Origin of the sequence: Bacillus sp. GMa5/1 (assembly GCF_050172015.1) — a bacterium.
GTDB lineage: Bacteria > Bacillota > Bacilli > Bacillales > Bacillaceae_G > Bacillus_A > Bacillus_A cereus.
Map to the genome: position 1 here is coordinate 1 of NZ_JBNLYC010000122.1, position 12882 is coordinate 12882.

Sequence of the window (12882 nt, forward strand, 5' to 3'; positions counted from 1 at the left end):
TCTGATATAAAGAAAATATATTCTATTTACTTTCTCAATATAACATATTGGGAATAAAAATACAAAACGAAATAATGTGACATTTAAGTGAATTGAAAAATAACCAGCTCCACAGAAGGGAGCTGGTTAAGGAAATATTATTTAACAAAGCGTTTTTCAATGTCATCTAATAGTAGGTTAGCGGCCATTACGCCACCAGCTGTATTCCAAATAACGTCATCAACTTTGTATGCTTTACCATTTTTTACTGCATTTAAATTTTTAAATAGAGGATCGTTTATATACTCTTTTTCTAGTTCAGATCCTTTTTTCTCATTTCCTTTATCGAATGTGAAGTAGAATAATACGTCACCATCCATAGCAGAAATACGCTCTTTAGATACGTTACGCTCTGCAAAATCATCTTTATTTTGATCTCCAGGACGTTTAAATCCAAGTTCTTTTAAAATAACACCAGAGAATGTATCGCCATGATAAATACGAACATCACCAGGCATGAAACGAACCATAGAGATTTCTTGGTTTACTTTATCGCCAAGTTTGCCTTTTAAATCTTTTATACGTGATTCGTAATCAGCTACAACTTTTTGACCTTCTTTTTCTTTATTTAATGCTTTTGCATAAAATTTGAAGTTATCTTTCCATTCACCACGTAATGTTTCTGAGAACACAGTAGGTGCAATTGCTTTTAGTTGTTCGTACACTTTTTCGTGGCGCATTTTATTACCGATAATTAAGTCTGGTTTTAAAGAAGCAATTGTTTCAACGTTAACTTGTCCTTCATCACCAACAACTTTTACATCTTTCATTTTATCCTTAATATGTGGATACCATGGGTCACCAGTCCAAGACTTTACAGCACCAACTGGTTTCACACCTAATTCAAGTAAAGCTTCAGTTCCTTCATTTGTTAAGATAACTACACGTTTTGGATTAGCAGGAACTTCTGTTTTACCCATTGCATGTTCTACAGTAACCACTTCTTTTTTATTATCTTCTTTTGTAGATTCTTCTTTGTTATTTGATTTTCCACAAGCGCTTAAAAGCATTGAAAATGCTAGTAAAAATACAAATACTGTAAACGATTTCTTCCGCATGAAATTCATTATGTACCCCCTACATGTTGAGAATATTTTTCAATAGCAAGCATGATATTAAGCCTTTATCTTTTGATTGTCAATACATATGGGTGAAAATAATTCTCATTTCCGTTGACAATGAGAATTAAGTTGAAATACACTAACAACGTATCATTATACATTGAAGGGGAAACGCTGCATGTTATTAAAAACAAATCGAGCAAAATGGATTGGATTATTTGTTGGAATCATTGCAGTCGTTATTTGTATTTGGGGAAGTATTATTTTCGGGTATACAAATACGAGTTGGAAACTAGCATTGGATGCTTTTTTCCATTTTAACGGTTCCAATGAACATATTATTATTCAAAATGTACGTCTGCCTAGGGCGTTAATTGCAGCTAGTGTTGGTGCTAGTTTAGCCATTGCTGGTTGTCTTATGCAAACTTTAACTAAGAATCCACTTGCTTCTCCAGATTTTATTGGATTAAATTCAGGTGCTGCGTTCTTCATAGTTGTAGCAATTGTAATCTTTTCAGTAACATCATTATCAGCTTTCACATGGATTGCCTTTTTAGGAGCGGCGGTTGCAGCTGTACTTGTATTTGCTTCTAGTTCTTTAGGAAAAGAAGGAACTACTCCTCTTAAGTTAACGTTAGCAGGGGTCGCAATTAGTGCGTTATTTTCATCATTAACACAAGGATTACTTGTGTTAAATGAAAAAGCACTTGAAGAGGTATTATTTTGGCTTGCTGGATCTGTGCAAGGGAGAAAGTTAGAAATTTTACAATCTGTATTCCCATATTTATTAATAGGATGGATTGCATCTCTTATGATGGCAGGGAAAGTAAATACATTGATGATGGGAGAAGACGTCGCGAAAGGACTTGGACAACGAACAATTTTAATGAAATCATTCGTGTTACTTATTATTGTACTGTTGTCTGGTGGTTCGGTTGCGGTTGCTGGCCCAATTGGATTTATTGGAATTATTACTCCGCATTTTGCGAGATTTCTTGTTGGAGTTGACCACAGATGGAGAGTGCCTTATAGCGGATTGTTAGGTGCAATACTACTAATATTGGCTGATATAGCAGCAAGATATGTCATTATGCCACAAGAAGTACCAGTAGGAGTTATGACAGCATTTATTGGAGCTCCATTCTTTATTTATATTGCACGTAAGAGAGGGCTTAGCAAATGAAGAAGTATATTCCGTTTCGTATAGGGAAAGGCGGGCCCTCGTTTTTAATGTATAAACGAGCTTGTCTCGTCTTGTTGAGTTTACTAGTTGTTTTAATAGGATTATTTTTTGCAAGTGCAGGTATGGGAGACATGAAAATTGCTCCTTATGATGTATGGCAAGCGATCACTGGAAATGGCGATGCGATGTCTAACATGGTTGTAAATAAGTTTCGTATGCCGCGTATTTTAATTGCCATCCTCGTAGGAATTGCGCTTGCTGTAGCAGGATGTATTTTACAAGGTCTCGTTCGAAATCCACTTGCTTCTCCGGATATCATCGGGATTACGGGCGGGGCAAGTGTTGCAGTTGTATTGTTTTTAGCTATATTTAGTGATAAAAATAATGCGCTAACTGTAAGCATTCATTATATGCCGTTAGCAGCCTTTGTTGGGGCAACGATTGTGGCGCTTTTTGTATATTTATTTGCATGGAGAAATGACGGGTTATCGCCGATTAGTCTTGTTTTAATTGGTGTGGGGTTTTGGGCATTAACGAAAGCGGCAACGACTTTGTTTATGTTGTTAGCACCAATTTATCAAGCGAGTCAAGCGAATGTATGGATTACAGGTACTGTTTATGGTTCTTCATGGCAAAACGTTATGGTGCTTGCACCGTGGGTTCTCATTTTAACGGTAATATCATTTATAGCTGCTAGACATTTAAATGCGCAAGAGCTAGGGGATGATATTGCGGTAGGACTTGGTGTTCCTTTAACGAAGTCACGCGTATTCATGTTATTACTTAGTACGGCTTTAATTGGGGGAGCAGTTGCCTTCGCCGGAGGAATTGGATTTGTCGGTTTAATGGCACCTCATATTTCACGAAGGCTAGTTGGTTCTTTATACGGTGCATTACTCCCAGTTGCAGCTATTGTTGGTGCAATTCTAGTACTTGCTGCAGATTTAATTGGGCGTACAGTTTTCACACCACTTGAAATTCCAGCAGGGGTATTTACATCAGCAATTGGTGCACCTTATTTTATTTATTTACTTTATAAAAGTCGGAATTCATAAAGGGAGATGAATATGCAAAAAGCATTGGAGACGAAACGTTTGACGTTGTCTTATGGTGAAACAATTATTATTGATGAGTTGAATTTAGAAATTCCAAAAGGTGAAATTACAATCTTTATCGGTTCCAACGGTTGCGGGAAATCAACTTTATTACGTTCACTAGCTAGATTATTAAAGCCAACAACTGGTGACATTTTGTTAGATAATCAAGCTATTCAAAGTATGCAAACTAAGCAAATTGCTCGTCAAATGGCAATTTTACCGCAAGGACCGCAAGCACCTGAAGGGCTTACAGTATTGCAACTTGTAAAACAAGGACGCTATCCATATCAAACATGGCTGAAACAGTGGTCAGAAAAAGATGAGGAAATGGTACAGAAGGCACTTGCAGCAACAGGTATGACAGAATTTGCTGAGCGTGATGTGCATGCTCTTTCAGGTGGACAACGACAACGTGCTTGGATTGCAATGACGCTTGCACAAGATACAGATATTATTTTACTGGATGAGCCTACTACATATTTAGATATGACTCACCAAATTGAGGTGCTAGATTTATTATTCGAATTAAATGAAACAGAACAAAGAACAATTGTCATGGTATTACACGATTTAAATTTAGCATGTCGCTATGCAGATAACATTGTAGCCATTCAGGATAAACAAATATATGCACAAGGTAAACCTGAAGAAGTGGTAGATGAGAAACTAGTACGTGATGTATTCCGAATGGAGTGTCAAATTAGTACGGATCCGTTGTTTGGAACACCGCTTTGTATACCTCACGGAAGAGGAAGACGTGTAGTTAAAGAAGTTGCTCAGGTAATGAGATAAAAAAACGATGAGTGATTCATCGTTTTTTTATTTGGTACAAGAAAATAAGAGGAAGAGAGGAATACGTAAGCGACGTTTATATTCTTCTTCATTTTGAAAATAGGTTGGATTTGGTGTAGCCTCTTTTAATGATGTAATGGTAAATCCGGCTTGCTGTAATAATGTGAAATAATCTTCCGTTGTACGATGATATTTAATAACTTCTTGGTCAATCCATGGTTCAACCCGTTTGCCTAGTTTAAAGTAATCATCGACGAGCCAACTCGTTCTTTTACCACTTGTTTGTAAGCTTTCAAACGAAGAAGTAATAACGGGATGTTGAACGCTAAAGGTAAAGGTGCCATTTGTTTTTAAAGTTTGAAACACATTTTGAAAAATGGTATCAAGATGTTCAATATAATGTAAGGCGAGTCTAGATGTTACTAAATCAAAAGTGGAAGAGGGGTAGGTATAATCTTTGAGGTTTAAAAAATGAACAGATCCATTTTTATTTTCTAGTTGTTTTTTAGCTTTTTCATACATAAGTTCAGAGCCTTCAATGCCGGTGTAAGAGTAGCATCCCTTTTCTAATAATTCCGCGCCAAACTTAGCATCACCACAGCCTAAATCGAGAATTTGTTTTCCTCGTACATGACCAATGAGCTGAAAGAATACTGGTTTTTCAATGGATTCATTTGGGCTATTTTCTCGGTATCTTCGTTTCATATATTGTTCGAAAAATGCTGTGTTATTGTATACATCAGATTCTGTAAATGCCATGTTTGAAACCTCCTGAAATATTTTTTTAATTCTATCAAATATGAAAAGTAAATAATAGATTTATTGTAATGAATCATATATAATCTAAAATTGTAAGCGGTTACTTTAAACTATTTTTCTATAATAAATTCTGAAAACGTGTTAAGCTAGTAGAGGGATTATTAGAACTATTAAGACAATAATCCGCTTACATGAACGATGGGAGGCTTCACGATGTCTAGTAAAACACTTGCGAAATTTTTAGAAGAAAATTTAGAGGATTTAAAATCAAAGGGGCTTTATAACGTAATTGATCCGCTTGAGAGTTCAAATGGACCGATCATTACAATTGGCGGAAAAGAATATATTAACTTATCTTCAAACAACTATCTTGGATTAGCAACAGATAGCCGTTTGCAAGAAGCAGCAATTGGTGCTATTCATAAGTACGGTGTTGGAGCAGGGGCTGTTCGTACAATTAACGGTACTTTAGATTTGCATATTAAGTTAGAAGAAACAATTGCAAAGTTTAAACATACAGAAGCAGCAATTGCTTATCAATCAGGATTTAACTGTAATATGGCAGCGATTTCAGCTGTTATGGATAAAAATGATGCAATTCTTTCAGACGAATTAAACCATGCTTCTATTATTGATGGTAGTCGTCTATCAAAAGCAAAAATTATTGTTTATAAACATTCGGATATGGAAGATTTACGCCAAAAAGCAATTGCGGCGAAAGAATCAGGTCTTTACAATAAATTAATGGTAATTACAGACGGTGTCTTTTCAATGGATGGAGATGTTGCAAAACTACCAGAAATTGTTGAGATTGCAGAAGAGTTAGATTTAATGACATACGTAGATGATGCACACGGTTCAGGTGTACTTGGAAAAGGTGCAGGAACTGTAAAGCACTTCGGTCTTTCTGATAAAGTTGATTTCCAAATTGGTACATTATCAAAAGCAATTGGGGTAATTGGTGGATATGTAGCAGGGAAACAAAACTTAATTGACTGGTTAAAAGTTCGTTCACGTCCATTCTTATTCTCTACAGCATTAACACCAGCTGATGCAGCAGCTTGCATGAGATCAATTGAAATCTTAATGGAAAGCACAGAGTTACACGATCGCTTATGGGAAAATGGCCGCTACTTGAAACAAGGATTAAAAGAACTTGGCTTTAACATTGGAGAAAGTGAAACGCCAATTACACCTTGTATCATTGGGGACGAAGTATTAACACAAGAATTTAGTAAACGTCTAAATGAAGAAGGGGTATACGCAAAATCTATCGTGTTCCCAACTGTAGCAAAAGGAACAGGGCGCGTTCGTAATATGCCTACAGCAGCTCATACGAAAGAAATGTTAGATGAAGCAATTCTTAAGTATGAAAAAGTAGGAAAAGAAATGGGCATCATTTAAGTAACGACATCTTTTGAATAGCTTGCAAATGAGGAGTGGGGAAAATGAAAAAAATTCTAGTAACCGGTTCTTTAGGGCAAATTGGTTCTGAACTAGTAATGAAACTTCGTGATGTATACGGCGCATCAAATGTTATTGCAACAGATATTCGTGAAACAGATAGTGAAGTAGTAACGTCTGGTCCATTTGAAACGTTAGATGTAACAGATGGACAAAAACTACATGATATCGCAAAGCGTAATGAAGTAGATACAATTATTCATTTAGCAGCTTTACTTTCAGCAACAGCAGAAAAAAATCCGTTATTTGCATGGAATTTAAATATGGGTGGGCTTGTAAATGCTCTAGAAGCAGCTCGTGAATTAAACTGTAAGTTCTTCACGCCAAGTTCTATCGGTGCATTCGGTCCATCGACGCCAAAAGATAATACACCGCAAGATACAATTCAGCGTCCTACTACGATGTATGGGGTAAACAAAGTGGCAGGAGAATTACTATGTGATTATTATCATCAAAAATTTGGCGTAGATACGCGCGGTGTCCGTTTCCCAGGTTTAATTTCTTACGTAGCTCCTCCAGGAGGCGGAACGACTGATTATGCAGTTGAAATTTATTATGAGGCAATTAAAAAAGGTGCATACACCTCATACATTGCTGAAGGAACGTACATGGACATGATGTATATGCCTGATGCTTTACAAGCGATCATTTCATTAATGGAAGCTGATCCAAGTAAGCTAGTGCATAGAAATGCATTTAACATTACAGCAATGAGCTTCGAGCCAGAGCAAATTGCAGCGTCAATTCGTAAACACATTCCGACGTTTACAATGGATTATGCAGTAGATCCAGCTCGTCAAACAATCGCTGATAGCTGGCCAAACTCTATTGACGCAACTGCAGCAATGAAAGAGTGGGGCTTTAAAGCAGAATACGATTTAGACAAAATGACAACGGACATGCTGGCTAAGTTAAAAAAAAAGCTCACAGCTGAGTTAGTGATGAATTAATAGGAAGAGTCGATTCTTAGGAATCGGCTCTTCGTTATTTTTGGGAGGAGAGAAGTCTTATGCAAAGAGTTGATGTCGTATACGCACTAATACATGACGAAGAAACAGATAAAATATTAATGGTACATAATGTAGAACAAAACGTTTGGTCATTGCCAGGTGGGGCTGTGGAAAAAGGTGAAATATTAGAGGAAGCACTAATAAGAGAAGTGAAAGAAGAGACAGGTTTAACCGCCTTGGCTGGGGGGCTTGTTGCGGTCAATGAAAAATTTTTTGAAGAATCAGGGAATCATGCACTATTTTTTACATTCCGAGCGAATGTAGTAAAAGGGGAACTTATTGCGGAAGATGAAGGTGAAATTTCTGCAATAGAGTGGGTAGATCGAACAATTGCGAATGAGCGTTTCCCATACTATGACGGAGGATTTGAATCTTTATTAGAAGTAGCCATTCCATACAAGTTTCAACCAGAAACAAAGTAATTGAACGAAAAAAACAGGAGCCACAAGGCTCCTATTTTCTATTCAATCGTCTTCAGTAATAGTTTTTTCAGCAATGGTTTAATCTTCAATCGTAAATCTTCAGCATGATTTGCAACTAAGAAGTGATGGTTATAAATGTTTTTCATCAATTGATAAGTTGCTTCTTTCGCTTCGCCTTCTTCGATGAAGATACCGATTACTTCCATACCACTTTTACGCGCGAGTTTAACAGCTTCATGCGTATCTAAAATTCCGTCTTGTTGATAGTCTAGCGCAGAAGGCTCACCGTCTGTGAAGACTAGTAAGAATTTATGTTTCTCAGGTCTTTTGGCAAGTTTTTCAGAAACGATACGAATAATATATCCGTCGCGGTTATCTTCTTCTTCACGAAGTTGCATAATTTCTGGACCAACGTTTGGCAACGTTGAGTTTTTATAATTTACAACTTCATGGATAACGTTCGGCTTATCTTCAGGTTTAGCGCTAGAGGCATCTTCCCAAAATCCGCTAATAGCGTGCGGGATTTTTAAAGACTTTAAAGCTTCATGGAATAGTACAACACTCTTCTTCGTTTCTTCCATTTTGTTATACATAGAACCAGAACAGTCAACTAATAGTTGGAATGCAACATCGAGTTCTTGTGACTCTTGTCCTTTTTTATAAAACATACGCGGTTGTTTTTCGGTATAAATACGAAGGAATTTCTTACGAAGTCTTCCGTAATATTTATCACTATTCGCATTCGTTTTATTTTCAATTGTTTTTTCGATAATTTTCTTTAATTCTTTTACATCTTTATTGACGACTGATTTGATAGCTTGGTAATCTTTTTTCTCATCTGAGTTTGGTTTGCGAGCTTCTTTAAAAGTATGAGAAGCACCTACATTATACTTACCGTATGCACCGTCGTGCTGGCTAGAAGCGTGTGAAGCCCTTGCTTCTTCTGTATCAGCGCCATCAAAGTTGGATTGTGTACTTTTTTGTGAAGTACCTTGTACAGAACCAAGTGCTTGGTCGCCATCTTCTGATTCACGGGCAGTATCACCCATCATATTAGTTTTTGTTCCGCTTTCTAATTCAAAGCGTAAAAAGTTCTCGTTTTCGTTATTTTTATTTTCACGATGCCATGTGGAGAAACTTTCATCCATTTTGTTTTTATTTTCATCGTCATCTATAAGCTGCGTATCATCATTTGCTAAATCTTCGACGCGACAGTTCTTTTCGTCTGCAAGGACAGATAAGTAAAGTGGAGCATGTCCGAAATAGTTGTTAAGCATATCGCTTTCAAGAAGCGCCTCTAAGCGATAGCGAATTTTCTCAACGATATACATAATATCTTCTGTATTACGTGCTTGGAATGTTTCATGTAAAATCGCTTCAATTTGCTCAAAATATTCATTATTAAACATTTCGTATTTATCGCTAGTTAATGAAAGATAGCATAGGCAAAATAGACGATCACCGTGATAATTACGAACACGGTTTATTTCATTTTGAGAGCCGAAATAATTGCGGTACATTTCTTTTCGACGTTTAAAAACATGCTTCGTGCCAGGACGTAAGTTCTTTACGATTTCCTCAACGCGTAAATCTTCTAATAGAACAAATAATTGTGTTAAAAACTTTTTTAGGGGCGATTCTTGCAATTCAATCGCATAAGAACGAATTAAAGTCATGTCCGAGTAATGTTTATTACCAAGTGCTTTTAAGAACACTTCGCTTTTTAATCCGATTACTGTATCTTCTTCTTTTCGATCATCCCAAAAGTGACTAATGACAACTTTCTTTTCAATTTCGTCGTAGTATGCTTTATAGCCATATTCAAGATAGGCATCGTCTTCTTTTAGAAGGGCATACATTAAGTTTTCCATTTGTAGAAACAGCGACGCATCAATTTTTTTGTCACTAAAAATTTGTCTCATAAATTATCCCTCAAAGAAATAACTTTCTGCTAATTCACGGACAGTCATTTGTTCTGTTTCATCATTAAGTTTTGCAATTATGCTTCGTTCAATCGCTCGCATAACAGGAATATATACACCTAAATCACATGCGTCGATAATACCACGAATACTTGCTGCTTCTTCACTTACACGTCCATCGCGAGCTAAAGGCATAAGGTCGCTTGCAAATGCAACAAACTTTTCAATTGTTGCAACATCATTTAATTTTGATTCTGCTAATAATAGTTCTTTTAATGTATCACCTTGAATGTAAGGAACTTCAATAATAACGAAACGGTTTTTTAACGCTTCATTTAGTTCACTTGTTCCAACGTAACCTTCGTTAATCGCAGCAATTACACGGTATTCGTCATCACCGTATACAACCTCTTGTGTAAATGGGTTTGTAATCATTTTACGGTAATCTAATGCGCCGTGAAGAAGTGGTAACGTTTCAGGTTTTGCCATATTGATTTCGTCAATATATAGGAAGTGACCGTTCTTCATTGCTTTCATAAGAGGACCGTTAACGAATGAAACTTCAGATGCACCATCTTTCGTTTGTAGTGTGTTGTATCCTAAAATACCCTCTACATCTAAGTCGACAGAGCAGTTAATGCTATGCATTGGTTTTTGGAATAAAGAAGAAAGAGTTTCCGCTAGTACTGTTTTACCACTACCAGTCGGTCCTTTTAATAGAATGTTCTTGCCAAGAAGAAGTGCTGTAATCGCATCTTCAATAATGCTATTATCAGACGCTTTATATATTTTCGTTCCGATTAAATGTGCATTTTCACCAGCTTCTTGTTTATTCTTTTCATGAATCGTAGAAAGCTGTTGTTTTAAATCAGCATGTATATGAAATTGTTCTAACATGTATTTCCCACCTAACATTATTTTCATAAAGTAATACATCTTATGATAACTTGTTTTAATATGGTATGCAAAGAAAAGGAAGGAGGATAAAGGGAAAAGAAAAAGCAATCAAGATGAAGTTGATTGCCTACAGTAAAGGAGAAATGAGCCTCATGAAAGACTCCAATATGCGTTTTTTTATACTTCTTTTTTGGAAAGAGTTCCATTTAATTTCAGTTGAATGTTTAAAATCTTCTTCAAAATCACGTTTAATGTCGTGAACTGTTTTTGATTCATAAAGCACGCTAATAATTTCGTAATTCAATTCAAAGCTACGTACATCCATGTTCGCTGTTCCAATAGTTGCAATTGTATCATCAACGAGTACAATTTTTGCATGCATAAAACCATCTTTATAACTGTAAATAGAAGCACCAGCTTTTAAAAGCGGAGTGAAATAGGATTGAGATGCTTGATCACTAATGATGCTATCACTTTTACCTGGATATAAAATCCGTACATCTATTCCGGCAATTGCACTTAAGCGTAATAATGTTAAAGTTTCTTGATCTGGAATAAAGTAGGGTGTAGCGATCCAAATGGATTTTTTTGCAGAGCCCATAACAGCTAATAATGTATTACGAATACTTTTATCATCGGAGCTTGGTCCGCTTGCTACGATTTGAACAGCACCTTCTGCATTTGAAATCTCTTTACCTGGGAAGTATTGTCTATTCATGAATTGATCCCAGGAATAAGTATTTAAACCACTAGAGGCATAGAGCCAGTCTTCTAGAAAGATTGCTTGTAATTTATATAATGCTTTTCCTTCTATTTTTAAATGACTATCACGCCAAACAGGAAATTTCTTGGAACGGCCAAGATATTCATCACCGACATTGAGTCCTCCGGTAAAACCAATTTTTCCATCTACAATAACAATTTTTCGATGGTTACGATAATTGACAGTTTCAAGTAACCAAGCTGAAAAAATAGGGTCAAATTCTACAATTTCAATCCCAGCTTCTTTCATAGGTTGCAAAAATCGTCGTCGTAACGTATTACTTCCAAGGCCATCATAAAGGAAGCGTACAATAACACCATCTTTTGCTTTTTGTATTAAAGCATCTCGAACTTTTGTACCAATTTCATCAGATTTATAAATGTAGTATTGAATATGTATATGATGCTTTGCCTGCTCTATAGCTCGCAAAATTTCTGAAAATGTTTGATCTCCGTTTGTTAAAAGTTTTGTAGTTGTTTTATCTGCGGCAGGACCACCTCCAAATTTTTGTATGACTTCTGTTAAATGTATGGAACGTTCATTTAGTGGGACTGTGAGTAATAACTCTAGTCTTCTTCCTTCTAATATGTCACGGAATAATTTTCTTTGTTCTTCTGAACGATGGAGATGTTTTTTTCTTCTCCAGCGGCTGCGTCCGAAAATAGCGTATAAAAGCACACCTATAATAGGAAGAAGTGCTAATACTAAAAACCATGCTAACGTACTTTGTGGAGATCTATTTTCTATAAAAATAACGAATGAAATTCCGACAATTGTGATGGACCATAGAGCACCGACAAATGTATATAACGAAATATACGATGTATTTAATAGGAACAGAACGATAGATACAATTGTAAATATTAATAGTAATTGAACGATAGGCTTCTTCATTTCTATATAATTCCCCTAATCTTTTTCAATATAGACTTCTTAAATAGAAGATGTAATATGACATCTTTATTATAAGGTGTTTTGCTTTTTTTACAAAATATAGACATTTCACCTATACTTTCCGCATTTGTCCTACATACAGTGTACTATCCCATTTTTTATCCCACTCTTAACGCATATGAAAATGAAAAAATCGAAAAGGAGCGGAGAAACATGAATTATATAGAAAATAATGGATTGTACTATCGAAATCATCATCATGGAGGACACAATCATGGTGGACATCATCACCATGGAGGACACAATCACTATGATCACCATCATCATCACGGAGGCGGATGGGGCTGGGGTGGTGGTAGTTCATGGGGAGGCGGATTTTTCCCTGGAAGCTTTGCAGGAGGAGTGTTAGGCGGACTAACAGCTGGTGCATTAACAGGTGCAACAAGTGGAGGATATTATCCGGCTCCATATCCAGTAGCTTATCCATCACCATACCCTGTAACGTATCCAATGCCATACCCAGGTTATCAGCAAATACCATATTCGTATTAAACTAAAAAAGAGGCTATCCTCTTTTTT

General features: G+C 36.2%; 12 protein-coding genes. 7 read left to right on the forward strand and 5 right to left on the reverse strand.

From position 1 onward, the window contains the following. Positions 1 to 137 precede the first annotated feature (137 nt). Complete coding sequence (locus ACQGSG_RS21505) at positions 138 to 1106, reverse strand: ABC transporter substrate-binding protein (RefSeq protein ID WP_001010274.1); 969 nt, start codon at positions 1104 to 1106, stop codon at positions 138 to 140. Between the two features lie 172 nt (positions 1107 to 1278). Here ACQGSG_RS21505 and ACQGSG_RS21510 point away from each other — a divergent pair, with 172 nt between their 5' ends. From ACQGSG_RS21510 to ACQGSG_RS21520, 3 genes are read left to right on the forward strand one after another with little or no spacing between them, the layout of a single operon-like run. Further along, the gene (locus ACQGSG_RS21510) at positions 1279 to 2283 is read left to right on the forward strand and encodes a FecCD family ABC transporter permease (protein ID WP_000925232.1); all 1005 of its coding nucleotides are present in this window, start codon (positions 1279 to 1281) and stop codon (positions 2281 to 2283) included. Beyond that, complete coding sequence (locus tag ACQGSG_RS21515; protein WP_000760071.1) at positions 2280 to 3338, forward strand: FecCD family ABC transporter permease; 1059 nt, start codon at positions 2280 to 2282, stop codon at positions 3336 to 3338. The genes ACQGSG_RS21510 and ACQGSG_RS21515 overlap by 4 nt, the downstream gene beginning before the upstream one ends. Positions 3339 to 3350: 12 nt before the next feature. Next, entirely contained in the window at positions 3351 to 4172 is an 822-nt protein-coding gene (locus ACQGSG_RS21520) for an ABC transporter ATP-binding protein (RefSeq protein WP_001167963.1), read from the forward strand. 27 nt (positions 4173 to 4199) lie between these two features. On the opposite strand, the gene ACQGSG_RS21525 is transcribed toward ACQGSG_RS21520, so the two are convergent. Further along, positions 4200 to 4931, reverse strand: coding sequence for a class I SAM-dependent DNA methyltransferase (locus ACQGSG_RS21525; protein ID WP_000885978.1), 732 nt, complete (start codon positions 4929 to 4931; stop codon positions 4200 to 4202). A gap of 213 nt (positions 4932 to 5144) precedes the next feature. On the opposite strand from ACQGSG_RS21525, the gene ACQGSG_RS21530 reads away from it, so the two are divergent. The 3 genes from ACQGSG_RS21530 to ACQGSG_RS21540 are packed head-to-tail and all read left to right on the forward strand — an operon-like array spanning position 5145 to position 7827. Continuing rightward, the gene (locus tag ACQGSG_RS21530; RefSeq protein WP_000095905.1) at positions 5145 to 6335 is read left to right on the forward strand and encodes a glycine C-acetyltransferase; all 1191 of its coding nucleotides are present in this window, start codon (positions 5145 to 5147) and stop codon (positions 6333 to 6335) included. Positions 6336 to 6379: 44 nt separating this feature from the next. Next, entirely contained in the window at positions 6380 to 7345 is a 966-nt protein-coding gene (locus ACQGSG_RS21535) for an L-threonine 3-dehydrogenase (protein WP_000723125.1), read from the forward strand. Between the two features lie 59 nt (positions 7346 to 7404). Next, on the forward strand, positions 7405 to 7827 hold the full coding sequence (locus ACQGSG_RS21540; RefSeq protein WP_061655587.1) for an NUDIX hydrolase: 423 nt from the start codon (positions 7405 to 7407) through the stop codon (positions 7825 to 7827). 38 nt (positions 7828 to 7865) lie between these two features. Here ACQGSG_RS21540 and ACQGSG_RS21545 read toward each other — a convergent pair whose 3' ends face one another. The 3 genes from ACQGSG_RS21545 to ACQGSG_RS21555 all read right to left on the reverse strand — a co-directional run bounded on the left by ACQGSG_RS21545 (position 7866) and on the right by ACQGSG_RS21555 (position 12303). Then, complete coding sequence (locus ACQGSG_RS21545; protein ID WP_001248851.1) at positions 7866 to 9749, reverse strand: vWA domain-containing protein; 1884 nt, start codon at positions 9747 to 9749, stop codon at positions 7866 to 7868. Between the two features lie 3 nt (positions 9750 to 9752). Next, positions 9753 to 10646 (reverse strand): ATP-binding protein, encoded by an 894-nt coding sequence (locus ACQGSG_RS21550; protein ID WP_000892973.1) that lies wholly within the window; start codon positions 10644 to 10646, stop codon positions 9753 to 9755. A gap of 127 nt (positions 10647 to 10773) precedes the next feature. Further along, complete coding sequence (locus tag ACQGSG_RS21555) at positions 10774 to 12303, reverse strand: cardiolipin synthase (protein ID WP_325842760.1); 1530 nt, start codon at positions 12301 to 12303, stop codon at positions 10774 to 10776. A 213-nt stretch (positions 12304 to 12516) separates the two neighbouring features. On the opposite strand from ACQGSG_RS21555, the gene ACQGSG_RS21560 reads away from it, so the two are divergent. Then, on the forward strand, positions 12517 to 12855 hold the full coding sequence (locus ACQGSG_RS21560; RefSeq protein WP_001106403.1) for a hypothetical protein: 339 nt from the start codon (positions 12517 to 12519) through the stop codon (positions 12853 to 12855). The last annotated feature ends 27 nt before the right edge of the window (positions 12856 to 12882 follow it).

Coding starts and splice junctions, on each gene's coding strand:
- ACQGSG_RS21505 (WP_001010274.1), bottom strand. CDS start 1,106: ATGAATTTCATGCGGAAGAAATCGTTTACAGTATTTGTATTTTTACTA.
- ACQGSG_RS21510 (WP_000925232.1), top strand. CDS start 1,279: ATGTTATTAAAAACAAATCGAGCAAAATGGATTGGATTATTTGTTGGA.
- ACQGSG_RS21515 (WP_000760071.1), top strand. CDS start 2,280: ATGAAGAAGTATATTCCGTTTCGTATAGGGAAAGGCGGGCCCTCGTTT.
- ACQGSG_RS21520 (WP_001167963.1), top strand. CDS start 3,351: ATGCAAAAAGCATTGGAGACGAAACGTTTGACGTTGTCTTATGGTGAA.
- ACQGSG_RS21525 (WP_000885978.1), bottom strand. CDS start 4,931: ATGGCATTTACAGAATCTGATGTATACAATAACACAGCATTTTTCGAA.
- ACQGSG_RS21530 (WP_000095905.1), top strand. CDS start 5,145: ATGTCTAGTAAAACACTTGCGAAATTTTTAGAAGAAAATTTAGAGGAT.
- ACQGSG_RS21535 (WP_000723125.1), top strand. CDS start 6,380: ATGAAAAAAATTCTAGTAACCGGTTCTTTAGGGCAAATTGGTTCTGAA.
- ACQGSG_RS21540 (WP_061655587.1), top strand. CDS start 7,405: ATGCAAAGAGTTGATGTCGTATACGCACTAATACATGACGAAGAAACA.
- ACQGSG_RS21545 (WP_001248851.1), bottom strand. CDS start 9,749: ATGAGACAAATTTTTAGTGACAAAAAAATTGATGCGTCGCTGTTTCTA.
- ACQGSG_RS21550 (WP_000892973.1), bottom strand. CDS start 10,646: ATGTTAGAACAATTTCATATACATGCTGATTTAAAACAACAGCTTTCT.
- ACQGSG_RS21555 (WP_325842760.1), bottom strand. CDS start 12,303: ATGAAGAAGCCTATCGTTCAATTACTATTAATATTTACAATTGTATCT.
- ACQGSG_RS21560 (WP_001106403.1), top strand. CDS start 12,517: ATGAATTATATAGAAAATAATGGATTGTACTATCGAAATCATCATCAT.